22 protein-coding genes and 1 tRNA gene are annotated in these 21,630 nt (G+C 72.3%); 16 read left to right on the forward strand and 7 right to left on the reverse strand.

Features of this window, described 5'->3' with window-relative positions:
• The first annotated feature begins 6 nt into the window (after nt 1–6).
• Nucleotides 7–1,179 (forward strand): endonuclease/exonuclease/phosphatase family protein, encoded by a 1,173-nt coding sequence (locus D9V37_RS01705; protein ID WP_147455834.1) that lies wholly within the window; start codon nt 7–9, stop codon nt 1,177–1,179.
• A gap of 110 nt (nt 1,180–1,289) precedes the next feature.
• On the opposite strand, the gene D9V37_RS01710 is transcribed toward D9V37_RS01705, so the two are convergent.
• Nucleotides 1,290–1,820, reverse strand: a complete 531-nt coding sequence (locus D9V37_RS01710) for a DinB family protein (RefSeq protein ID WP_198412314.1) — start codon at nt 1,818–1,820, stop codon at nt 1,290–1,292.
• A gap of 89 nt (nt 1,821–1,909) precedes the next feature.
• Here D9V37_RS01710 and mfd point away from each other — a divergent pair, with 89 nt between their 5' ends.
• From mfd to D9V37_RS01755, 9 genes are all read left to right on the forward strand, one after another.
• Complete coding sequence (mfd, locus tag D9V37_RS01715; RefSeq protein ID WP_121804391.1) at nt 1,910–5,404, forward strand: transcription-repair coupling factor; 3,495 nt, start codon at nt 1,910–1,912, stop codon at nt 5,402–5,404.
• Between the two features lie 24 nt (nt 5,405–5,428).
• The gene (locus tag D9V37_RS01720; protein ID WP_147455835.1) at nt 5,429–6,094 is read left to right on the forward strand and encodes a hypothetical protein; all 666 of its coding nucleotides are present in this window, start codon (nt 5,429–5,431) and stop codon (nt 6,092–6,094) included.
• 10 nt (nt 6,095–6,104) lie between these two features.
• Nucleotides 6,105–6,704 (forward strand): MazG family protein, encoded by a 600-nt coding sequence (locus D9V37_RS01725; RefSeq protein ID WP_232524678.1) that lies wholly within the window; start codon nt 6,105–6,107, stop codon nt 6,702–6,704.
• Between the two features lie 158 nt (nt 6,705–6,862).
• Nucleotides 6,863–7,501 (forward strand): hypothetical protein, encoded by a 639-nt coding sequence (locus D9V37_RS01730; protein WP_121804393.1) that lies wholly within the window; start codon nt 6,863–6,865, stop codon nt 7,499–7,501.
• Nucleotides 7,502–7,597: 96 nt separating this feature from the next.
• Nucleotides 7,598–8,875, forward strand: coding sequence for a phosphopyruvate hydratase (gene eno / locus D9V37_RS01735; RefSeq protein ID WP_121804394.1), 1,278 nt, complete (start codon nt 7,598–7,600; stop codon nt 8,873–8,875).
• Between the two features lie 156 nt (nt 8,876–9,031).
• A complete protein-coding gene (locus tag D9V37_RS01740) occupies nt 9,032–9,445 on the forward strand; it encodes an FtsB family cell division protein (RefSeq protein ID WP_147455836.1) in 414 nt (137 codons plus the stop codon).
• Complete coding sequence (locus D9V37_RS01745) at nt 9,442–9,912, forward strand: DUF501 domain-containing protein (RefSeq protein WP_121804396.1); 471 nt, start codon at nt 9,442–9,444, stop codon at nt 9,910–9,912. The genes D9V37_RS01740 and D9V37_RS01745 overlap by 4 nt, the downstream gene beginning before the upstream one ends.
• Nucleotides 9,913–9,922: 10 nt before the next feature.
• The gene (locus D9V37_RS01750) at nt 9,923–10,858 is read left to right on the forward strand and encodes a Ppx/GppA phosphatase family protein (protein ID WP_121804397.1); all 936 of its coding nucleotides are present in this window, start codon (nt 9,923–9,925) and stop codon (nt 10,856–10,858) included.
• Nucleotides 10,851–11,954 carry a YihY/virulence factor BrkB family protein gene (locus D9V37_RS01755; protein ID WP_232524679.1) on the forward strand — a complete coding sequence of 368 codons (1,104 nt, stop codon included), beginning with the start codon at nt 10,851–10,853 and terminating at the stop codon, nt 11,952–11,954. Before D9V37_RS01750 ends, D9V37_RS01755 begins: the two co-directional genes overlap by 8 nt.
• Before the next feature lie 26 nt (nt 11,955–11,980).
• On the opposite strand, the gene D9V37_RS01760 is transcribed toward D9V37_RS01755, so the two are convergent.
• Nucleotides 11,981–12,304: a CHY zinc finger protein gene (locus D9V37_RS01760; RefSeq protein WP_198412315.1), complete on the reverse strand. Its 324-nt coding sequence runs from the start codon at nt 12,302–12,304 to the stop codon at nt 11,981–11,983.
• 46 nt (nt 12,305–12,350) lie between these two features.
• On the reverse strand, nt 12,351–12,680 hold the full coding sequence (locus D9V37_RS01765) for a VOC family protein (protein ID WP_121804398.1): 330 nt from the start codon (nt 12,678–12,680) through the stop codon (nt 12,351–12,353).
• 69 nt (nt 12,681–12,749) lie between these two features.
• On the opposite strand from D9V37_RS01765, the gene D9V37_RS01770 reads away from it, so the two are divergent.
• From D9V37_RS01770 to D9V37_RS01780, 3 genes are all read left to right on the forward strand, one after another.
• Nucleotides 12,750–13,274 (forward strand): TetR/AcrR family transcriptional regulator, encoded by a 525-nt coding sequence (locus D9V37_RS01770; RefSeq protein ID WP_269778362.1) that lies wholly within the window; start codon nt 12,750–12,752, stop codon nt 13,272–13,274.
• Nucleotides 13,275–13,327: 53 nt separating this feature from the next.
• The gene (locus tag D9V37_RS01775) at nt 13,328–14,596 is read left to right on the forward strand and encodes an alpha-hydroxy-acid oxidizing protein (protein ID WP_121804400.1); all 1,269 of its coding nucleotides are present in this window, start codon (nt 13,328–13,330) and stop codon (nt 14,594–14,596) included.
• A 34-nt stretch (nt 14,597–14,630) separates the two neighbouring features.
• A tRNA-Leu gene (locus tag D9V37_RS01780) sits at nt 14,631–14,706 on the forward strand.
• A gap of 114 nt (nt 14,707–14,820) precedes the next feature.
• Here the strand turns inward: D9V37_RS01780 and D9V37_RS01785 are convergent.
• Nucleotides 14,821–15,438, reverse strand: coding sequence for an NADPH-dependent F420 reductase (locus D9V37_RS01785; RefSeq protein ID WP_121804401.1), 618 nt, complete (start codon nt 15,436–15,438; stop codon nt 14,821–14,823).
• 136 nt (nt 15,439–15,574) lie between these two features.
• Between D9V37_RS01785 and D9V37_RS01790 the strand changes: the two genes are divergently transcribed.
• Entirely contained in the window at nt 15,575–16,237 is a 663-nt protein-coding gene (locus D9V37_RS01790) for a TetR/AcrR family transcriptional regulator (RefSeq protein WP_121804911.1), read from the forward strand.
• Nucleotides 16,238–16,296: 59 nt separating this feature from the next.
• Here D9V37_RS01790 and D9V37_RS01795 read toward each other — a convergent pair whose 3' ends face one another.
• On the reverse strand, nt 16,297–16,950 hold the full coding sequence (locus D9V37_RS01795) for a DUF3592 domain-containing protein (protein ID WP_147455837.1): 654 nt from the start codon (nt 16,948–16,950) through the stop codon (nt 16,297–16,299).
• A gap of 48 nt (nt 16,951–16,998) precedes the next feature.
• Nucleotides 16,999–18,546 carry an alpha/beta hydrolase gene (locus tag D9V37_RS01800; RefSeq protein ID WP_158604343.1) on the reverse strand — a complete coding sequence of 516 codons (1,548 nt, stop codon included), beginning with the start codon at nt 18,544–18,546 and terminating at the stop codon, nt 16,999–17,001.
• 22 nt (nt 18,547–18,568) lie between these two features.
• On the opposite strand from D9V37_RS01800, the gene D9V37_RS20135 reads away from it, so the two are divergent.
• Both D9V37_RS20135 and D9V37_RS01805 read left to right on the forward strand, forming a co-directional pair.
• Nucleotides 18,569–18,742, forward strand: coding sequence for a hypothetical protein (locus tag D9V37_RS20135; protein WP_158604344.1), 174 nt, complete (start codon nt 18,569–18,571; stop codon nt 18,740–18,742).
• A complete protein-coding gene (locus D9V37_RS01805; protein ID WP_147455838.1) occupies nt 18,739–20,547 on the forward strand; it encodes a DUF6752 domain-containing protein in 1,809 nt (602 codons plus the stop codon). Before D9V37_RS20135 ends, D9V37_RS01805 begins: the two co-directional genes overlap by 4 nt.
• On the opposite strand, the gene D9V37_RS01810 is transcribed toward D9V37_RS01805, so the two are convergent.
• The gene (locus tag D9V37_RS01810; RefSeq protein WP_121804405.1) at nt 20,520–21,578 is read right to left on the reverse strand and encodes a DNA adenine methylase; all 1,059 of its coding nucleotides are present in this window, start codon (nt 21,576–21,578) and stop codon (nt 20,520–20,522) included. The two genes, D9V37_RS01805 and D9V37_RS01810, sit on opposite strands and share 28 nt — an antisense overlap.
• Between the last annotated feature and the right edge of the window lie 52 nt (nt 21,579–21,630).

The raw sequence follows: 21,630 nt of genomic DNA on the forward strand, positions 1-21,630 counted from the left end.
GATGGGGTGCCTGGGAAGCGTCGGGCCCTGCCTGGCGGGGTGCAGCTGCCGAAGCTGCTGCTGGTGCTCGCGGTCTGCCTCATCCTGGCCGCCGGCGCCTTCGTGACCCGGGCGCTGCTACCCGGTGGCGACGCCACCAGCACCTCGGCTCCGGCGTCGACCACCTCGCCCAGTGCCTCCACCGGCGCCTCGAGCAGCGCGTCGAGCAGCGCGTCGGGGAGCGCCTCGGCCAGCTCGTCGGCCGCGCCCAGCGCCTCGGCCGGTATCGACGCCGCTGCCCTGGGGCAGCAGCAGGCGGTGACGAAGCTGGCCAAGCTCGCCCAGAAGTACAGCAACCAGAAGCGCACCGAGAAGCCGACGGTCGACTTCACCTTCGGCCAGTTCAACATCCAGGGCGCCATCCACCGCGGCAACGTCGGGCACCGGATGGCACTGGCCGTCTCGCTGCTGCGCAAGTACCACGTCGAGGTGGGCGCGCTGCAGGAGTTCGAGTCCGGGCAGCGGGCGATCTTCGACAGCATGGCCGGCGGCACCTACGCGCGCTACCCGTCCGGCGGGAAGTCGCTGGACGCCGAGAACTCGGTGATCTGGGATAAGAGCCGCTTCCAGCTGCTGCAGGGCCAGACCCGGCCCTACCCCTACTTCCACGGCGCCATCCGCAACATGCCGCGAGTGCTGCTGCGCGACAAGTTGACCGGCGTCTCGTTCTGGGTCACGAGCTACCACAACCCCGCGAACGTCTTCGGCAACGCCGCCGGCTTCCGCGCCACGGCCGTCTCCCGGCAGATCTCCGACAACAACGCGCTGCGCCAGTCGGTGCAGGCGCCGATCATCGTCTCCGGCGACATGAACGACCGGGCCATCTACTTCTGCCGGATGGGCGGCGGCACCGGCATGCACTCCGCCGACGGGTCGAGCTACTCCGGCAACTGCCAGCTCTCGGGGTCACTGTGGATCGACTGGGTCCTCGGCACCCCCGACGTCTCCTTCTCCGGCTACCTGCGCGATCGCGGCTCGGCGGCCAGGGGCGCCTCGGACCACCCCATCGTCATCACCCAGGTGCAGGTCACCGGCCGCCCGGGCGAGGGCCAGTGCGTCGCCGGCTCCGACGGCTCGGTGCCGCAGACCTGCGCCTACCCCACCGGCCTCGAGTCACCCCCGGCCGACGCGACGCCGTAAGTGCGCCGACTGCGCACGTGCGAACGTGGCGCGGCCGTATCCGGCGATCAGGCGTGCCGACGTCGCACGTGTGCAGTTGGCGCACCACCTGACCGGCCGGCTTCCTGCGCCTACTGGCCCGTCCGCCCGTCGATGCACTCGCGCAGCAGGTCGGCGTGGCCGACGTGACGGGCGTACTCCTCGACCATGTGCACCAGCACGTCGCGGACCTGGATCTGCTCGCCGCGCCACTCGACGTAGGCGTCCATGTCGCTCAGCCCTTCGCTCACCCGCTCGGTGTTGGCCACCTCGGCGCGCCAGTACTCCCAGGCCTCGGCCACGACGGCGTCGTCGGCGACCGCGCCGTTGAAGTCGGCGTCGCGGTCGGCCTCGGTGCGGTAGCGGCGGGCGGTGTCCTCCCCGGCGAGGCACTGGCGGAACCAGCTCACCTCGACGTCGGCCAGATGCCGCAGCAACCCGAGCAGCGAAAGGGTCGAGGGCGGCACCGAGCGCCGGGCCAGCTGCTCTGCGTCGAGCCCGTCGAGCTTCATCTCGAAGGTGAGCCGGTAGTTGCGCAGGTAGTCCAGGAGGCAGCCGCGCTCGTCGGTCGTGGGCTCCCCGCCCCGGGGGTCGTCCGACGGGTCCACCCACATGTCGTTCATGCCCGGCATGCTCTCAGGCCGGCGCCGTCGAAGAGTCGGGTGCCCGGCCGCGGCGAACGCTGTCGGCGGGGCCTCGTACGCTGGGGGGAGTGGACATCTCCGGGCTCGCGCGCGCCGTCCTCGCGCACCCCACCCTGGCGCAGGCCGTCGCCGAGGCCGGCAGCGTCCGCACCCTCGACCTCACCGGACCGGCGGCCCTGCGGCCCTTCGTCGTCAAGGGTCTGGTCGACGCCGGGCGCACCGTGCTCGTCGTCGCGGCGACCGCGCGCGACGCCGAGGACATGGTCGAGGTGCTCGGCGACGTCCTCGACCCGCGGCGGGTGGCCTACTACCCAGCCTGGGAGACGCTGCCCCACGAGCGGCTGAGCCCGCGCAGCGACACGGTCGGCCAGCGGCTGGCCGTGCTGCGCCGGCTGCGGCACCCGGGCACGGAGGCCGACAACGGGCCGATCGACGTCGTCGTCGCCCCGGTGCGCTCGGTGCTGCAGCCGCAGGTGCCGGGCCTGGCCGACCTGGAGCCGGTGGAGCTGCGGCTGGGCCAGGAGGCCGAGCTCGACGACGTGGTCGCGCGGCTGGCCGCGGCGGCCTACAGCCGGGTCGACCTGGTCGAGCGGCGCGGCGAGTTCGCGGTGCGCGGCGGCATCGTCGACGTCTTCCCGCCCACCGAGGAGCACCCGCTGCGGGTGGAGTTCTTCGGCGACGAGGTCGACGAGATCCGCACGTTCGCCGTCGCCGACCAGCGCACGATGGAGAAGGCGCCGCACCTCTGGGCACCCCCCTGCCGCGAGCTGCTGCTCACCGACGAGGTCCGCCGTCGCGCGGCCGCGCTCGGCCAGGCGCACCCGCAGCTGCGCGACCTGACCGACAAGATGGCCGAGGGCATCGCGGTCGAGGGCATGGAGTCGCTCGCGCCGGTGCTCGTCGACGGCATGGAGCTGCTGGTCGACCTGCTCCCCGAGACCAGCACGACGCTGCTGCTCGACCCCGAGCGGGTCCGCACGCGCGCCCACGACCTGGTGGCCACCAGCGAGGAGTTCCTCGGTGCGAGCTGGGCCGCCGCGGCCGGCGGCGGCACGGCTCCGATCGACCTGGGGGCGGCCTCGCTGCGCGAGCTGAGCGACGTCCGCGACGACGTGCTCGAGCGCGGCCAGGCCTGGTGGAGCGTCACGCCGTTCGGGCTGGCGGGCGAGAGCGAGTGGGTGCCCGCGGAGGAGTACCGCGGCGACGTCGACCGGGCCATCACCGACATCCGGGCCTGGCTGGCCGGCGGCACCCGCGTCGTGCTGCTCAGCGAGGGTCACGGCCCGGCCCAGCGCATGGTCGAGGTGCTCGGCGACCACGACGTGCCCGCGCGCTTCGTCGACGTCCTCGACACCGAGCCCGTCGCCGACGTCGTCACCGTCACCTGCGCGGCCCTGCCGCACGGCCTGGTCGACCCGGTCACCCGGCTGGCCGTGCTCACCCGCGAGGACGTGCTCGGCGAGCGCGCCACCACGCGCGACATGCGCAAGATGCCGACGCGGCGCAAGAAGCAGATCGACCCGCTCGAGCTCAAGGCCGGCGACTACGTGGTGCACGAGCAGCACGGGGTCGGCCGGTTCGTCCAGATGCGGCAGCGCGAGTTCCAGGGCGCGGTGCGCGAGTACCTGGTGCTCGAGTACGGCCCCAGCAAGCGGGGCGGCCCGAACGACATGCTCTTCGTGCCGGCCGACACCTTGGAGCAGGTCACCCGCTACGTCGGTGGCGAGCAGCCCTCGCTCGACCGGCTCGGCGGCGGTGACTGGGCCAAGCGCAAGGGCCGCGCGCGCAAGGCGGTCCGCGAGATCGCGGCGGAGCTGATCAAGCTGTACGCCGCCCGCCAGGCCACCCAGGGCCACGCCTTCGGCCCCGACAGCCCCTGGCAGCGCGAGCTCGAGGACGCCTTCCCCTTCCACGAAACCCCCGACCAGCTCACCACGGTCGACGAGGTCAAGCGCGACATGGAGCGCACCGTGCCGATGGACCGGCTGGTGTGCGGCGACGTCGGCTACGGCAAGACCGAGATCGCGGTCCGCGCAGTGTTCAAGGCGGTGCAGGACGGCAAGCAGGTGGCCGTCCTGGTGCCCACCACGCTGCTGGTCCAGCAGCACCTGGCCACCTTCGTCGAGCGGTTCTCCGGGTTCCCGGTGGAGGTGCGCGCGCTCAGCCGGTTCCAGACCGACGCCGAGGCGAAGGCCGTGGCCGAGGGGCTGGCCGACGGCAGCGTCGACGTCGTCATCGGCACCCACCGGCTGCTCAACCCCGACATCCGGCTCAAGGACCTCGGCCTGATCGTCGTCGACGAGGAGCAGCGCTTCGGCGTCGAGCACAAGGAGCAGATGAAGCGGCTGCGCACCAGCGTCGACGTGCTCTCGATGAGCGCGACGCCGATCCCGCGCACGCTGGAGATGTCGATCACCGGCATCCGTGAGATGTCGACGATCACCACGCCGCCCGAGGAGCGGCACCCGGTGCTCACCTACGTCGGCGCCTACGAGGACAAGCAGGTGGCGGCCGCGGTGCGTCGCGAGCTGCTGCGCGACGGCCAGGTGTTCTTCATCCACAACCGGGTCAACTCCATCGAGAAGGCGGCCCAGCGCATCACCGAGCTGGTGCCGGAGGCGCGGGTCGCGACCGCGCACGGGCAGATGGGGGAGCACCAGCTCGAGCAGGTGATGCTCGACTTCTGGGAGAAGCGGTTCGACGTGCTGGTGTGCACCACCATCGTCGAGTCCGGGCTGGACGTCTCCAACGCCAACACGATGATCATCGAGCGCTCCGACACCCTCGGCCTCTCCCAGCTGCACCAGCTGCGGGGCCGGGTCGGCCGCAGCCGCGAGCGGGCGTACGCCTACTTCCTCTACCCCGCGGAGAAGCCGCTCACCGAGACCGCGCACGACCGGTTGGCCACGCTGGCCCAGCACTCCGACCTCGGCGGCGGCATGGCCATCGCGATGAAGGACCTGGAGATCCGCGGCGCCGGCAACCTGCTCGGCGGCGAGCAGTCGGGCCACATCGCCGACGTCGGCTTCGACCTCTACGTGCGCCTCGTGGGGGAGGCGGTCGCGGAGTTCCGGCAGGACGGCAGCGAGCCGGAGACGCTGGAGGAGGTCCGCATCGAGATGCCGGTCGACGCGCACCTGCCGCACGGCTACATCGGCTCCGAGCGGCTGCGGCTGGAGATGTACAAGCGGCTCTCGGAGGTGCGCAGCGACGACGACGTCGCCGTGCTGCGCGAGGAGCTGGTCGACCGCTACGGCGAGCCGCCCGACGAGGTGGTGCGGCTGCTGGCCGTCGCCTCGTTCCGTGCCAGGTCCCGCAAGGCCGGGCTGACCGAGGTGCAGGCGGCCGGCAAGTTCGTGCGGTTCCATCCCGTGGAGCTGCCCGAGTCGGCCTCGGTACGGCTGCAGCGGATGTACCCGAAGAGCGTGGTCAAGACCACGCTGCGTACGATCTTGGTGCCGCGTCCGGCCGCGATGCGCGACGAGCTGCTGCTGGCCTGGGCGCGGCAGGTGGTCGACGCCGTGGTGGATCCCGCAGGCGCGCCGGCGACCCAGCAGGCATGACCGGCAGGCACGAGGAGTGATCAGGTGAGGCACCCGAAGCGGATGCGCGGGGCGAAGCTGGTGGCGGCCGCAGCGGCCCTGCTGGCCCTGGCCGGGTGCGGGCACGCCCCGGGCTCGGCGTTCTCGGTCGGCGACCACGCGGTGAGCCGCAGCAGCGTCGACCAGATCGTCAACGCCGCCTGCGGTGTGCAGCAGCAGACCAAGAGCGCCCGCGCGACACAGGTCTGGGCATTCGTGAACGCGATGCTCACCGCCACGGTGCAGAACGACTACGGCGACCACGTCGGCGCCAGCTACAGCCGCTCGACCCTGCAGAGCGAGCTGAGCCAGTACCAGGGCTCGGTCGACGCGCTGCCCGCCAAGGACCGGGCGGCGGTGACCAGCTTCCTGCGCGAGCAGATCCGCGGCTCGCTCATCGTGCAGAGCGTCGGCACCCAGGTGCTGGCCGACAAGGGCGTCAGCAAGCCCACCACGGCCGAGGTCACCAACGCCGGCGACGCCGCCGCCCAGAAGTGGGCGCGCCAGCAGGGCATCACGATCGACCCCCGCTACAACGCCAAGGACTACGAGGCCGGCGCGGGTGACAGCTCGATCTCCACCCCGGTCTCCTCCTACGCCAAGGCGGCCCAGAAGGGGTCGACCAAGAGCTCGTATCTCTCCCAGCTGCCCAGCACCCAGCTCTGCGGCTGACCGAGCCGGCGTGAGCGACTCCTCCGCGCTGCTCGACCTCGTCGAGGTCATGGCGCGGTTGCGGGCGCAGTGCCCGTGGAAGCAGCAGCAGACCCACCGCTCGCTGGCGCGCTACCTGCTCGAGGAGACCCACGAGACGCTGGAGGCGATCGAGTCCGGCGACGCCGAGCATCTGCGTGAGGAGCTCGGCGACCTCCTCCTGCAGGTGTACTTCCACGCCGCGATCGCGGCCGAGGCCGGCGAGTACGACATCGAGGACGTCGCCGCCGACCTGCGGGCCAAGCTGATCCGGCGCAACCCGCACGTGTTCGGCGACGCTGCGGGCGAGCAGCGCTCGGTGCACGAGGTCAACGAGGCCTGGGAGCACATCAAGCGGGCCGAGAAGCAGCGCGAGCACCCCACCGACGGGCTGCCCGGGTCACTGCCGGCGCTGCTGTGGGCCGACAAGGTGATCGACCGGATGGGTCGCGACGGCCGCCCGGTGGCCGCCGACCCCGCCTCGACCGAGCTCGGCGAGCGACTGCTCGCGCTGGCCGTCGAGGCGCACGCCGCCGGCGTCGACGCCGAGCAGGCGCTGCGCGACGCCGTCCGCCACCGGTTGGCCGACTGACCCACCTGGACCGGTACCTACCCACCGGAGCTCCGTGTGGGGAGTGACGGTTCACCACGGCACCGTGGGGAACCGTCAACGGCCCGCGCCCCGCACCGACTCCACCAATAGCCGCAAAACCCCCACAGCGGACGCGTGGATCGGTCACAGTAGCGGTCGTGTCCGGACGCCTGCTGCTCGCGCTGTCCAGCCTCGTGCTGGTCGGCGCCTGCGGCATCCCGGGGGCGGTGAGCACCGCCGACCGGCCCGACATCTCCGCGGCTCCGCCGTCGATGCAGACCTCGCCGTCGGCGCACCCCGTGGTCAAGCACCCGCGGGCCGCGAAGAAGAAGCGGGCCGCGAAGCACGGCTGGGAGCGGATGCACGACGCGTCCGGCGTCGGCTTCGCCATGCCGAGCCGACACCAGGGCGTCCAGAACGGCCTCGCCACCACGTACGAGGACCTGAGCAGCCCGATCACCTACCGCGTCGACGTGTTCCACCACGCCTCGGCGAGCCAGGCCGCCCTCGACGCGAGCTCGATGAGGGCCGGGATGACCGCGCTCCTCACCAGTGCCGGGTTCCCGAACCCGAGCATCACCAGCACCGGCAGCGGCAGCACCCGCGACTTCACCGTGAACGTGGTCGGCACCGGCATCCAGGCGGACCTGCTGCGCTACGAGCGGATCCGCACCTACCTGCGCGGCACCACGATGACGATGGTCTGGACCTATGGCGTCGGCAAGGACGGAGCGCCGCTGCGGCACCGCGTCGACGCCGCCCAGGCCAGGCTGCTCGGCACGGTGCGCTGGGGCTGAGCCCGCGAGCCGGTACGCCGATCCGGACCGGGGCGTGACTAGGCTGGGGCCGCCTTCCCAGGCGTCCATGCTGTCCCCTGCACCAGGAGCAACCCGGTGGCCCTGATCGACGAAGTCCACGCTCGCGAGATCCTCGACTCCCGCGGCAACCCCACCGTCGAGGTCGAGGTGTTCCTCGACGACGGAGCGCAGGGTCGTGCCGCGGTGCCCAGCGGCGCGTCGACCGGTCAGTTCGAGGCGGTGGAGCTGCGCGACGGCGGCGACCGCTACCTGGGCAAGGGCACGCTGCAGGCCGTGCGGGGCGTGGTCGACCAGATCGCCTCCGCCATCGAGGACGAGGACGCCGCCGACCAGCGCGCGATCGACCAGGTGATGATCGACCTCGACGGCACCCCCAATAAGGCCGAGCTCGGCGCCAACGCGATCCTCGGCGTCTCGCTCGCCGTGGCCCACGCGGCCGCCGGGAGTGCCGACCTGCCGCTGTACAAGTACGTCGGCGGACCGAACGCGCACCTGCTGCCGGTGCCGATGATGAACATCCTCAACGGCGGCGCCCACGCCGACTCCAACGTCGACGTGCAGGAGTTCATGATCGCGCCGATCGGCGCACCCACGTTCGCCGAGGCGCTGCGCTACGGCGCGGAGACCTACCACGCGCTGAAGTCGGTGCTGAAGAAGAAGGGCCTGTCCACGGGCCTGGGCGACGAGGGCGGCTTCGCGCCGAACCTGGAGTCCAACCGTGCGGCCCTCGACCTCATCGCCGAGGCCGTCGAGGCGGCGGGGCTGAGCCTGGGCAGCGACATCGCGCTGGCGATGGACGTCGCGGCCTCGGAGTTCGCCGACGGCGGCAGCTACACCTTCGAGGGCTCGGCGAAGACGTCGGCCGAGATGACCGCCTACTACGCCGACCTGGTCGCCAGCTACCCGATCGTCAGCATCGAGGACCCGCTCGACGAGGAGGACTGGGAGGGCTGGAAGACCATCACCGACGAGCTCGGCAGCCGGGTGCAGATCGTCGGCGACGACCTCTTCGTCACCAACGTCGAGCGGCTCCAGCGCGGCGTCGACGGTGGCCAGGCCAACGCGCTGCTGGTGAAGGTCAACCAGATCGGCTCGCTCACCGAGACCCTCGACGCCGTCGAGCTGGCCCACCGCAACGGTTTCCGCTGCATGATGAGCCACCGCTCGGGCGAGACCGAGGACGTCACCATCGCCGACCTGGCCGTGGCCACCAACTGCGGTCAGATCAAGACCGGCGCCCCCGCCCGCTCCGACCGCGTGGCCAAGTACAACCAGCTGCTCCGCATCGAGGAGGAGCTCGGCGACGCCGCCCGCTACGCCGGTGCCGCCGCGTTCCCGAGGTTCGCGAAGTAGCGCGTGGCCGCATCGTCGCGACGTCCGCCGTCCCCGGGGTCCAGCCGACCCCGGCGCTCGACGGCTGCCTCGGCGCGGCCGCGGACCACGGCTCGCACGCCACAGCCGAAGGCAGCCACGGCCACCGAGCGAGTGCGCTCACGGTTCACCGGCCGGATGGCGATCCTCATGGTGGTGCTCGCCGTGCTGGTCGTCTCCTACGCCTCGAGCATGCGGGCCTACCTGGAGCAGCGTCACCACATCGCCTCGCTGAAGGCCGAGATCGTCTCCTCCCAGAGCGACATCGACCGGCTGCGCACCGAGAAGAAGCGGTGGAAGGACCCGGCCTACGTCGAGACCCAGGCCAAGCTGCGCTTCGGCTGGGTGATGCCGGGCGACACGGCCTACCAGGTGATCGGCAAGGACGGGAAGCCACTAGAGGACTCCGACCGGCTGGCCGACGCCGACACGGTGGTGCGCACGACCCCGAAGCCGTGGTGGTCCAAGGAGTACGACTCGCTGCAGCAGGCCGACCATCCGCCGGCCGCGACGCCCACCCCGGCCACCACGATCAGACCGCAGTCGAAGTGAACGACCTGGACGTGGTGGCGGCTCAGCTCGGGCGAGCGCCGCGTGGCGTCCACGAGATCGCCCATCGGTGCCCCTGCGGCAACCCCGACGTCGTCGCCACCGAGCCGCGGTTGCCCGACGGCACGCCGTTCCCGACCGTGTTCTACCTGACCTGCCCGCGGGCCGCCGGCCGGATCGGCACGCTGGAGGCCTCGGGTCTGATGCGCGAGATGACCGACCGGCTGGCCGAGGACCCCGACCTCGCCGCGGCGTACGCCGCCGCTCACCGGGCCTACCTCGACGCCCGCGAGGCCATCGCCGAGGTGGCCGAGATCGACGGGATCTCGGCCGGCGGCATGCCCGACCGGGTCAAGTGCCTCCACGTGCTCGCCGCTCAGTCGCTCGCCCAGGGTCGTGGGACCAACCCGCTGGGCGACGAGGTGCTCGACGCGGTCGGCGCGTGGTGGGACAAGGGGCCCTGTGCATGAGGCGGGGTACATGAGAGTGGCGGCCGTCGACTGCGGCACCAACACCATCAAGCTGCTGGTCGCCGACCTCGACGCCGACTCGGGTCGCGAGCAGGAGCTGGTCCGTGAGATGCGGATGGTGCGGCTGGGCCAGGGCGTCGACCGCACCGGCCGGCTCTCCGAGGCGGCGCTGGAGCGGGTGTTCGGTGCCGTGGACGAGTACGCCGAGATGGTGTCGCGCCACGACGTCGAGGCCATCCGGTTCTGCGCCACCTCGGCCGTGCGCGACGCCGAGAACGCCGCCGACTTCACCGCCGGCGTCGAGGAGCGGCTCGGCGTGCGGCCCGAGGTCGTCACCGGTGAGGAGGAGGCGCGGCTCTCCTACGCCGGCGCCACGCGCACGTTGCAGGCCGGGCTCGAGCCGCCCTTCCTGGTGCTCGACATCGGCGGTGGCTCCACCGAGCTGATCCTCGGGGACGACGACGGCACGGTGCGCGAGGCGCAGTCGCTCGACATCGGCTCGGTACGGCTCACCGAACGCCATCTGGTCACCGACCCGCCCACGCCCGAGGAGCTCGCGGCGGCCACGGCCGACGTCGACGCAGCCCTCGATGCCTGCCGCGTCGACCCCGACGCCGCCGAGGCCGTCATCGGCGTGGCCGGCACCGTCACCACCACCGCCGCGGCGGTGCTCGGCCTGACCGCCTACGACCGCACGGTGCTCAACCACGCGGTGGTCGGTGTCTCCGCGGTCGAGGGGACGGTCAACCGGCTGCTGTCGATGACGGTGGAGGAGCGCAAGGCGCTGCCGTTCATGCACCCCGGGCGCGCCGACGTCATCGGCGCCGGGGCGTTGATCCTGCAACGGGTGCTGAGCCGCACCCACGTCCGCTCGATGCTGGTCTCCGAGGCCGACATCCTCGACGGGATAGCGTGGTCGCTGGTGGGAGGAGTCTCGGGTGGCTGAGGACGACACGGGCCGGCCGGTGGACGGCGGCGTCACGGGCAGCGGCACGGGCCGCCCGGCCGTGGCCTACAACGAGCTCGAGGAGCGACCCGCTCCCGAGCACCCCGACAAGCCGTCCGGGCCCACGAAGCTGGAGGGCGTCGCGATCCGGCAGGCGCTCTCGCGCACGCTCGCGGAGTTCTCGGCCGACAACTGCACCGGCCTGGCCGCCGGCCTCACCTACTACGCGGTTTTCGCGATCTTCCCCGCGCTGATCGCGCTGCTCTCGCTGCTCGGCGTCGTCGGCCAGGCCGACAGCTCGATCAAGGCCGTGCTCGACGTGATGCGGCCGTTGGTCAGCGACGGGTTCCTGACCAACCAGGTGCGTCCGTTCGTGGAGAACCTGGCCACCGCCCAGGGCGCCGGCATCGGTCTGGTCGTCGGCATCGTGCTGGCGCTGCTCTCGGCCTCCGGCTACGTCGCCGGGTTCCGGCAGGCGATGAACACCATCCTCGAGGTCGAGGAGGGTCGTCCGATCTGGATCCTGCGCCCGCTGCAGTTCCTGGTCACCCTCGTCGCGGTGGTGCTGATCGCGGGGGCGCTGGTGATCCTGGTCGTCAGCGGCTCGGTCGCCGACTCGATCGGCAGCAAGATCGGCGTCGGTGACCAGACCGTGCTGGTCTGGAACATCGCCAAGTGGCCGGTGCTGCTCGTCATCGTCGTGCTCGTCGTGGCGCTGCTCTACTACGCCACCCCGAACGTCAAGCAGCCACACATCCGCTGGGTGTCGGTGGGCGCGTTCGTCGCCATCGTGATCTGGCTCGTCGCCTCGGTCGGGTTCGCCTTCTACGTCGCCAACTTCGGCAGCTACAACAAGACCTACGGCTCGCTGGCCTTCGTGATCGTGGCGCTGCTGTGGATCTGGATCACCAACGTCGCGCTGCTCTTCGGCGCCGAGCTCGACTCCGAGCTCGAGCGCGTCAGGGAGCTCCAGGCCGGCATCGCGGCCGAGGACCAGCTGCAGCTCCCGCTGCGTGACGACCGCCAGATCAAGAAGGCCGAGGCCAAGCACGAGTTGCTCCTCGAGCGGGCCCGCGACCTGCGCCGCGCCCGCTGACCCTGCCGCTCGCCACCGGGGACGCCTCAGCCGAAGTACAGCCCCCGGTGCAGCCGGCACCCCGGGTTGAACCCCGCCCCGCAGCGGGGGCAGCTGTTGTCGCACGACAGGTACTCGGCGATGGTGAGCCGCTCGTGGCACACCCCGCACAGCGCGGCCGTCTCGTCCTCCGACCCGGGTGGCCAGGTCACCGCCGGGTGGTCGGCAGCCTCGTCGTGGCAGGTCCGACAGGGGTAGTACGGCGTGCAGCAGGCCAGCCGGATCGCGACGACGTCGAGCACTGAACCCCAGTGCACGCAACGCGTCTGCGCGTCGAGCAGCCGCCCGCGCACGGTCACGTCGTCGGTCACGGGAGGCGAGACTAGCCCCGGGGCGCGCGTCGGGTGGTCCCGTGCCCTAGGCGTCGGGCTGGTCGAAGACGTAGTAAGCGTTCGACTCGGGTCCCCGGACCCCGGCGACCCGACCGCCCGGAATGGCGTACGGCGGCGAGATCAGGTCGACGCCGGGATGGCTCGCCAGCCACTCCGCGAGGTCGTCGACGAGGTACATCGGTCCCGGTGGCTGCTCGGTCAGCGACAGCATGACCTGGCCGACCCGGCCGGGCATCCAGAACGAGACCGTGTCGTCCCCCTCCCGCCAAGCCTCGTCGAAGCCCAGCTGGTCGCGGTAGTAGGCGGTCGCGGCCGCCAGGTCGGTGACGGGAGCGTAGTAGAACGTCAGTCTCATGATGGCTCCATAACGTGGTTACGGAATACGTAGGAGAGCTACGATAGCCTCGTGGAGGGATGGGTGCCAGTGCCGGGGACCACCTCGGGTCGACTGGTCCAATCGGCTCTGGACCTCTTCGGCCGCGACCGGTACGAGGACGTGTCGGTCCAGGCGATCGCCCGTCACGCCGAGGTGACCACGGGTTCGCTGTACCACCACTTCGCCAGCAAGGCCGGGCTCTACTCCCTGGTCCGTCGTGACGTGGAGCGACGGGTCGCGGATCGGCTCGAGGGAGCTGCTGCCCTCCAGGGCGGCGGTCCTCGCCGCGAGCTCTCCGCGATCGTGCTGGTCGGATTCGACTACGTCGTCAGAGCAGGGCTGACCAGGCTGCTGGCCCAGGAGTGGCCCACGGAGGCCCGATCGCCGGACGGCGACCAGCTGGTCGCCGTCATCGCCGAGGTGGTCGCCAGCCCGGAGCTGGGTCTCCTCGTGGGCGCGGCCTGGCGCGAGTCGCTGCGAATGACCGCGGAGAACCCCGTCGCCGAGGCGCGCGAGGCCCTCAGGACGCTGCTCGGCACGAGCCTCGTGCCACGGCCGGCCGGCACCCGGTAGGGCCTGTCCACGTCGATGAGAGGGTGAGCTGTGATCCGCGAGCGGGCAGTGCTGTGAACCTGGGCCGGGAGATCCAGGGCCGCATCTACCAGGCCGGGGTGTTCGGCCGGCGTCCGGCGGTGCCCACCGAGCCGGTCGCGCTCGAGGTCGCCGCCCACCGGGCGATGTCGCCGCAGGCGTGGAGCTACGTGGCCGGCGGCGCGGGGCAGCAGCGCACCGTGGCGGCCAACGTCGCGGCGTTCGCACGCCGGCGCATCGTGCCCCGCATGTTCGTCGACGTCGCCGAGCGCGACCTCGGTGTCGACCTGGGCCGCATCGCCGGCGGTCGCCGCTGGCCCGTGCCGCTGGCGCTGGCCCCGATCGGGGTGCTGGAGATGGCGCACCCCCAGGCCGAGCACGCGGTGGCCCGCGCCGCCGCCGCCACCGGCGTCCCGATGGTGCTCTCGACGCAGGCGTCGGTGCCGATGGAGCAGGTGGTGCCCTCGCTGGGCTCGACGCCGCGCTGGTTCCAGCTGTACTGGAGCCGCGACGAGGACGTCGTGGCCTCGTTCCTCACCCGGGCCGAGGCGATCGGCGCCGAGGCGATCGTGGTCACGCTCGACACCCACCTGCTGGGCTGGCGCACCCACGACCTCGACCTGGCCTACCTGCCGTTCGCGCGGGCCGAGGGCATCGCGCAGTACACCTCCGACCCGGTCTTCCGGCGGCTGGTGGACAAGCGGCCGCCCTCGTCCGAGCCCACGCCGCGCCCGACGCTGGCCGCCGTGCGGGCGCTGGTGTCGATGGCCCGGCACTACCCGGGCCCGCTGCTGGCCAACCTGCGCTCGTCCCGCCCGCGCGCCGCGGTGGAGACGTTCCTCGACGTCTTCTCCCGCTCCGACCTCACCTGGGACGACCTCGCCCGGCTGCGCGAGATGACCTCGCTGCCGATCCTGGTCAAGGGCCTGCAGCACCGCGACGACGCCCGGCTCGCTCTGGAGCACGGCGTCGACGGGATCGTCGTGTCCAATCACGGCGGCCGGCAGGTCGACAACGCCGTGGCCTCCCTCGACGCGCTGCCCGGCATCGCCGAGGAGGTGGCCGGCCGCGTGCCGGTGCTCTTCGACTCCGGCGTCCGCAGCGGCGCCGACGTCGCCGTGGCCCTCGCCCTGGGCGCCGACGCCGTCCTGATCGGCCGCCCCTACGTCTACGGCCTCGCGCTCGCCGGCGAGGCCGGCGTCCGCACGGTGCTGGAGAGCATCATCGCCGAGCTCGACCTGACGCTGGCGCTCAGCGGCGTCGCCCGCGTCCAGGACCTCACCGCCGACCTCCTCGACGGGTGAGCCGGAGCTGGCGGGCGAGACTAGTCTGCGCACGGCCCCGGTATCCCAACGGCAGAGGAAGAGGTCTTAAAAACCTCCCAGTGTGGGTTCGACCCCCACCCGGGGCACCAGACGACCGTGAACCGAGTCACCGGCTCTCGTCGGTCCGCCAGCTCGCGACGGTGTGCTGAGGGTCTGGCGACACCGCCTCAGCAGGGTGGGTCCCTGATGAGGCGGTGCGGCCCTCAGCGGATCTGCGCGCCGAGCGAGACGTCCCATCCGGCGCCGTTGCGTGCCAGGCCCATGAGGAGGATGGCGGCCCACTCCAGGACGTAGGTCATCTCCAGGCCTCCGGTGTCCAGGGGGCGCAGGTCGAGGCTCCGGGCGAAGGCTGCGAACTGCGCCCGAGCGCCCTCGTCGTGGCCGGCGAAGAGGACGTCGAGGGGTGTCGCCTGGGCCAGGACGTCTCGGAACGTGGTGTTGAAGGCCTTGAGGACGTGCGCGCTCGGGGGTGCTGCCGCCGCGATCTGCTGGGTCACCGAGTGCCCTTCGGTGGTGACGACGCCGGTGCCGTCGTCGTTGAACGGGTTGGTGATGTCCACCAGGGTCTTCCCGGCCAGCGCGTCGCCGTGATCGCGCACTGCCTCGACCGCCCCTTGGTGGAGGACGGCGAGGAAGACGAGGTCGCCGTTCGGCTCGGCGCCGTAGGTGCCGACATGTGCGCCGTCGCCGATGGTCTCGACGGCGGCCCGCGCCTTGGTCCGGTCGCGGCCGATGATCTCGACGGTGTGGCCGTATCGGGCCGCCCGGATGCCGATGGCGGTGGCCATGTTCCCGGTGCCGATGATGCTGATGGTGGTCATGGGTGTCTCTCTCGTGTGCGGCGGGTGGGTGGTCGAGGGCGCTCACGGCGAGGCTCGCGCCCTGGTAGTCGGCGTAGCGGAGGGGTGCCTCGACTTATTCCGGAGGCGACCCTCGACTTCCGGGTACGATCAGGAAGTGAGCGCGGGCGACGGCGAGCGGGGACAGCGGCCCCTGCGACGTGATGCGCGCGAGCACAGGGCGAGGCTGGTGGCAGCTGCGCAGCGCGAGTTCGCGGCCCGCGGCGTCGATGCCTCGTTGGAGAGGGTGGCGCGCGAGGCGAAGGTGTCCACCGGCACCCTGTACCGCCACTTCCCCACGCGACTGGACCTGCTGATGGCGGCTTTCCGGCCCCGGATCGAGGAGTTCGGAGCCCAGGCCGCGCAAGCGTTGTCGACGGCCGATCCGTGGAAGGCGTTCGTGTCCTACCTGGAGAACCTGTTCGCCACCCAGGCCGGAGATCGCGGCTTCAACGACTTCTTGTCCCGTCGATTCACCGACAGCGCCGAGACCGAACGCATCCACGACCAGATGTGCGACCAGATCGCCGAAGTCCTCGAGCGGGCGCAGAACGCCGGCGCCGCTCGCGCCGACATCACCCGAGCCGACATCGTCAACCTCATCTGGTCCGTCGGCCCGGTCATGGACGCCACGCGCGACACCGCGCCACAGGCGTGGCGCCGCTACCTCCACCTCATGCTCGACGCCTACCGGGCGGAGCGGTCACACCGGCTCGCCGAACCCCCCATGACCGACCAGCAGCTCTACGACGCGATGGTCGCCCTCAATGACAGGACGTGACGACTCCTCGACGCGCCCGGCCCGGTCTCGTCGTCGAGTGAGGTGGGCCGTCGGGCCCGTCAGTAGTCGGCGACGATGTGACGCTTGTCGCCGGGGTTCGCCGGGTCGTAGTGCACGAGCACCTGCTGCCCCTGCGCCGGCGGCGAGTAGGTCGTGCGGTGGTCCACCCAGTATCGCGTGTCCCCGGCGCTGTCGACGAACCTGACGACGATGCGCCACCGCGGCACGTTGTTGACCGACTCGGACGTCGAGACCTCGGTGATGAGTCCCGCGACGGCTGCCCCGTGGGCGCGAACGTCGTCGCGGCGCGCCCGGGCCCGCCGCTTGAGCCAGACCGTCGACGCTCCCACGGCCAGCACGAGCACTCCGGCGATCGCGATGCCCAGGCCGCCGGCCGCGGATCCACCACCGATGCGGTATCCCAGCCCTGCCACCACCAGGTCGGCGCCCACCAGCCCGACCAGCAGCGGGCCCAGCACCGAGGAGGTGCGCCAGCGATAGGGCAGCACGAAGCCGCTCAGCACCAGCAGCAGGATCGAGAGGAACTGGCCCACGAAGAGCGCGACCACGTGTGTGCCGCCCTGCGGCCCGTCACCGTCGGCGCCACCCCATCCCCAGCCGGCGACGCCCGCAGCGACGAGCGCCAGCAGGCATGCGAGGGCGGCCGCCCCTACTCGAGGACCCGTCGGCGCCGACGGATCACGTAGGGACACGAGGCCAAGTCTGGCAAACGGTTCGTCGCCGCGAGGCGGATCGCACGTTCATCCTCGCGCCACGCGCAGCGCCGGGATCCGGCCCAGGCAGCCGGCGCGTGGTCGACGTCGCGGGTCGGTCAGGAACCGGCGTACGACACGGGCGCCGCAGGTGGTGGCGTCCAGTGCGACCAGGTGGACGTTGTTCGCGGCCACGTACGCCTGCGCAGCGGGGCCGATCTGCGCGGCCACGTGGGCGCCGCCGACGGCCGGGGTGAGGGAGTCGAGCTCGCCGTTGAGCACCAGCACGGGCACGCCGGTGGCGTCCATGCTGGCGCCGTCGGGCACCGGCGGGTCGGCTGCGTGGGTAGGCGTCGGCCAGTCCAGGCAGGCCGTGTAGGTCTCGGTGTAGGGCAGCATGCGCAGCCACTCGCGCGTCGTGAACGGCGCGAAGGTGTCGGCCGGCAGGGCGGCGATCGAGGCATCGAGCTGCTGCCGTCGCTGCGCCGGTGCGGCTCCCATGTCGAACAGCTGCGGGTAGTCGCTGCACGCCACGGCGAAGTAGAGGCCGTCGGAGTAGTACGACGCGGGCGTGCGCACGTAGTCGCTGTAGTCCTCGGCGATGTCGCGGGCGTAGAGCCGGCGCAACGCTCGCAGGTCGCCGTGGCGGAGGTACGCACGCAGCGCCGGGTCGAGGTGCTCGTAGGGGTACGTGTCGTAGCCGGCGTCGTTGACGATGTTGACCAGGGCCGTCACGTCGCGGCCGTCGTGGTGGCGCCGCAGCCGTCGCACCGTGCGGCCCAGGCGCCGCCAGGTGGAGCCGTGGCAGTGCGCCGCGCGGCGGCACACGATGTCGAAGGCGCGATGCGCCGTGGTGGGGGTGGTGCGGTACCACGGGTCGAGGTCGCGCGCCTCGTAGGCCGAGTCGAGCACCACCGAGCGCAGCCGACCCGGATAGCGGGAGAGGAACGACTGCGCGACGTAGGTGCCGTAGGAGTCGCCGTACAGGTCGACCGTGCCAAGGCCTAGCGCGTCGAGCACCCGGGCGAGGTCGCGGGCGGTGTTCGCGGTGGTGAAGAGGTCCGAGGCGTGCACGTAGCTGCCATCGGCCCGACGGAAGGTGTGGTCCAGCTGCTGGCCGCAGGCGGCCACCCGGGACGGGATCCGTGGCGAGGGCACGCGCAGCCACTGCAGGCTGCGGCAGTCCAGCGGCGTCGAGCGGCCGGTGCCGCGGGCGTCGACCACGAGCAGGTTGCGGTGTCGGCGCAGCCCGCCGAGCATCGCGGCGTAGTCGGCCGCCGTGCCGGTCGAGGGGTAGCCGGGACCGCCCTCCTCCGCCACGACGGTGCCGGTGGGGCGGCCGCGTGCGGGCAGCCAGCCGAAGCCGATCCGGATCGTCCCTGCCGAGGCGTCGGTGTAGTCCAGCGGCACGTGTAAGGACCCGCACCAGGCGGCCACGCCGAGCCGGCACCGGTGCAGCGCGAGCGAGCCGACGCGGCGCGGGGTGACCGCGTGCACCACCGACGTCGTCGCCGAGACCAGCAGCACGGTGACGAGTCCGACCAGCAGGCGACGACGCATGGCGGCGATGATCCGCTTGCGCGGTGGTCGCGGCAAGAGCCATTCTCTACTAACCTAGGTGACTAACCAGACCAAGGGAGCGGAGAAGCCGATGACCGACGCCGCCGAGGTGCAGGACCGGGCGGACCGCGCGGCGAGCGCGCTCGCCCTGCTGTTCGCCAGGCGTCCCGAGCTACGGGGGATCCACGCACCGGCCGACCTGGCCGAGGACGCGCTGCGCTGGTGCGCGTGAGCGCGATCAGCGTCGACGAGCGCCGGCTGGCGCTGCCCACCCGCATCAGGGGCCCGGTGGTCGTGCGCTTCGACGGCCGCTACGTGTGGTCGTTCGTCCCCGACCGCGACGGTGCGCGCTGCGCCACCGGGCGCACGCCGGCCTGGCACGTGCCGTGGCCCGCTCCGCTCTCGCCGCTCCTCGACGGCACCGCCACCGTGCGGCTGGAGGGCCGCGGCAACGGCCTCGTGCACTTCGAGGAACCGGTCGCCTTCCGCAACAACCCGCGGGTCCTCACGCTCGAGGACGGCCGCGGCGCGCGGCTCTCGGTCGACCGCGCGGGTCACCTCACCCGGGTCTTCGGGGCCACCGACGGCGGCGACCGGGCCGCCGTCGTCGCCGGCACCGCGCGGGCCCTGGCCGACCTGCGCGAGCGGGTCGGCATCGATGCCCATCTCAGCTACGGCGCGCTGCTCGGGGCGGTGCGCGAGGGCCGGATGATCGACCACGACTCCGACACCGATCTGGCCTACCTGAGCCGCCACACGCACCCGGCCGACGTCGTCCGTGAGTCCTACCGCATCGAGCGCGAGCTGCGGGCGCTCGGCTGGAAGGTGGTGCGGATGTCGGGCGCCGACCTCAAGCTGTTCCTCCCGCTCGACGACGGCCGCTCGGTGCACGTCGACGTCTTCGCCGCCTTCCACGTCGGCGAGACGTTCTTCCAGCTCGGCGGCCGCAGCGGCCGGCTCCCCGCATCGGCACTCACGCCCGCCTCGACCGTCGTCCTCGAAGGCGTCGAGCTCGCGGCGCCCGCCGATCCCGCGCAGGTGCTGGCCTTCCTCTACGGCGCCGGCTGGCGCGTGCCCGACCCCTCCTTCCAGCCCGACGACCCGCCGGACGGGGTGCGGCGGCTCGACGGCTGGCTGAGGGGTGCACGCACCGACGTCGTGGAGTGGAACGAGCTGTTCCGCGACCGCCGCCGCGAGCTGCCGCGCGGTGGCTCCGGGTTCGCCAGGTGGGTGGACTCCCGGTCGCCGGCGGGCTCCGAGGTGGTCGACCTCGGCTCCGGCAACGGTCGCGACGCGGTGTTCCTCACCCGCCGCGGCCACCGCGTCCGCGCCTACGACTACTCCGGCGCCGCGATCCGGCAGACCCGTCGGCGGCTGCGTCGGCTGGGCGACGCCGGGGCCGAGGTCGGCGTGCTGCCGCTCAACGACCTGCGCGCCACCCTGCTCGCGGCTGCCGAGCTGGCGCGCATCGAGCGGCCGCCGACGATCTACGCCCGGCAGCTGCTGGGCTGCCTCGACGCCGAGGCGCGCGACAACCTGTGGCTCCTGTGCGCCACCGCGCTGCGACGCGGCGGCACGGTGGTCGCGGAGTTCCTCGCGTCCGGACCCGACGCCGAGCCGGCCGACGCCACCGGCCTGGTGCGTCGGCTCGACCCGGCGGTGGTCGCCGCCGAGGTCGAGCGTCACGGCGGTCGGGTGGACCAGATCGACGTCGGTCCCGGCGAGGGCTTCCTCGACGAGCCCGACCCGTACGTCGCGCGCCTCGAGGCGCGCTGGCTCACCACCACTCAGCACTGGCCCACCACGTCGCAGAAGGAACCGATCACCATGACCGCTCCCACCCGCCGCCGGCTCACCGGCCTGCCCACCTGGCTGCGCGAGCTGGCCCGCTCGGTCGAGGAGAACCGGCGCCTCAACCGTCGCGTGGCCGAGCTGACCGACGTCGTGGCCGAGCTGCTGGTGCCGCTCGCCGACCGCGACGAGGCCCGGGCTCGCGAGCTGCTCCAGCGCTACCGGGAGTCGACCCTGGCGCCCTGAGCGGCCGCGGCCACCTTGTCCCGCGGGCCGGCGACGAACACGTACTCGGTGTTGCGCAGCCGTCCGGTCTCACCCACACGCTCACCGGCCGGGTTGAAGACGCCGATCTGCGCGCCGACGTAGCGCCGGGCGTCGAAGGCGAGCACCTCGACCGCCTCGTGGCCGGCCCCGCGCAGCCAGCCGGTGATCTGCTCGGCGCTCACCCACGCCTCGTCGTTGTAGGAGACGACGACCACCTCGGCCCGCACCCGCCCGAGCAGCGAGGCGAGTGCCGCCGGCATCTCGCGCTTGCGGTTGAAGACGCTCCTGCCCACCTCCTCGCGGGCGTCGACCCGCTTGCAGGCGATGCCGTAGTGGGCCGGTGAGTCCCAGCGCACGAGGGTCTCCCAGACGTGGTAGTTCGTGAAGTAGCGGTGCTGGTTGTAGGGCGGGTCGAGGTAGGCCAGGTCGACCGCCGGGAGCGTGTCGGCGACCTGCGAGGCGTCGGCCAGCAACGCCGTGCCGGTGCCGGGCAGCAGCTCGGGCCGGCGCAGCTTCAGATCGCGGAACGAGCGAGGCGCCCACTGCTTGAGATAGGCCATCTGCAGGCCCGTGGTCGAGTCCACCCGGTCCGCGGCCAGCAGCAGGCTGGTCAGCAAGATGGCGTGGAGGGGCGTGCCGGCGTGGTCCTCGATCGCGTCGCGGATCGCGTCGATGCGTGCGCCGTTGGGGGGCTGGAAGTACCGCGAGCGCCGGCAGAAGGTCTCGGTGACGTAGCCGGGACGTCCGGGCAGCGCGGCCAGGCGGGCGAGGGCGTCGTCGAGGGCGGCAGGATCGACGAGGCACGCGTCGGTGGCGACGTAGCAGTCGGCCAGCACCTTGCTGTAGGTCGCGCAGTCCACCGCGGTGACCTGCAGCCCGGTCCGCTTGAGCTCCTGGGCGACGCGGGTGGTGCCGGTGAACAGGTCGAGGGCGGTGCGCGCGCCCACCGCCCGCGCGATCGCGCCCAGAACCGGTACCAATCGGCGTTTGGAGCCGAGATACTTGAGCACGATCCATGACGGTAGGCGGGGGAGCGGTCGCGGGAACACCGCCTCGCCGTGG

The sequence above is a fragment of the Nocardioides mangrovicus genome (assembly GCF_003674065.1).
GTDB lineage: Bacteria > Actinomycetota > Actinomycetes > Propionibacteriales > Nocardioidaceae > Marmoricola > Marmoricola mangrovicus.

Coding starts and splice junctions, on each gene's coding strand:
- D9V37_RS01785 (WP_121804401.1), bottom strand. CDS start 15,438: ATGACCACCATCAGCATCATCGGCACCGGGAACATGGCCACCGCCATC.
- D9V37_RS01710 (WP_198412314.1), bottom strand. CDS start 1,820: ATGAACGACATGTGGGTGGACCCGTCGGACGACCCCCGGGGCGGGGAG.
- D9V37_RS01740 (WP_147455836.1), top strand. CDS start 9,032: ATGGCGATCCTCATGGTGGTGCTCGCCGTGCTGGTCGTCTCCTACGCC.
- D9V37_RS01765 (WP_121804398.1), bottom strand. CDS start 12,680: ATGAGACTGACGTTCTACTACGCTCCCGTCACCGACCTGGCGGCCGCG.
- D9V37_RS01750 (WP_121804397.1), top strand. CDS start 9,923: ATGAGAGTGGCGGCCGTCGACTGCGGCACCAACACCATCAAGCTGCTG.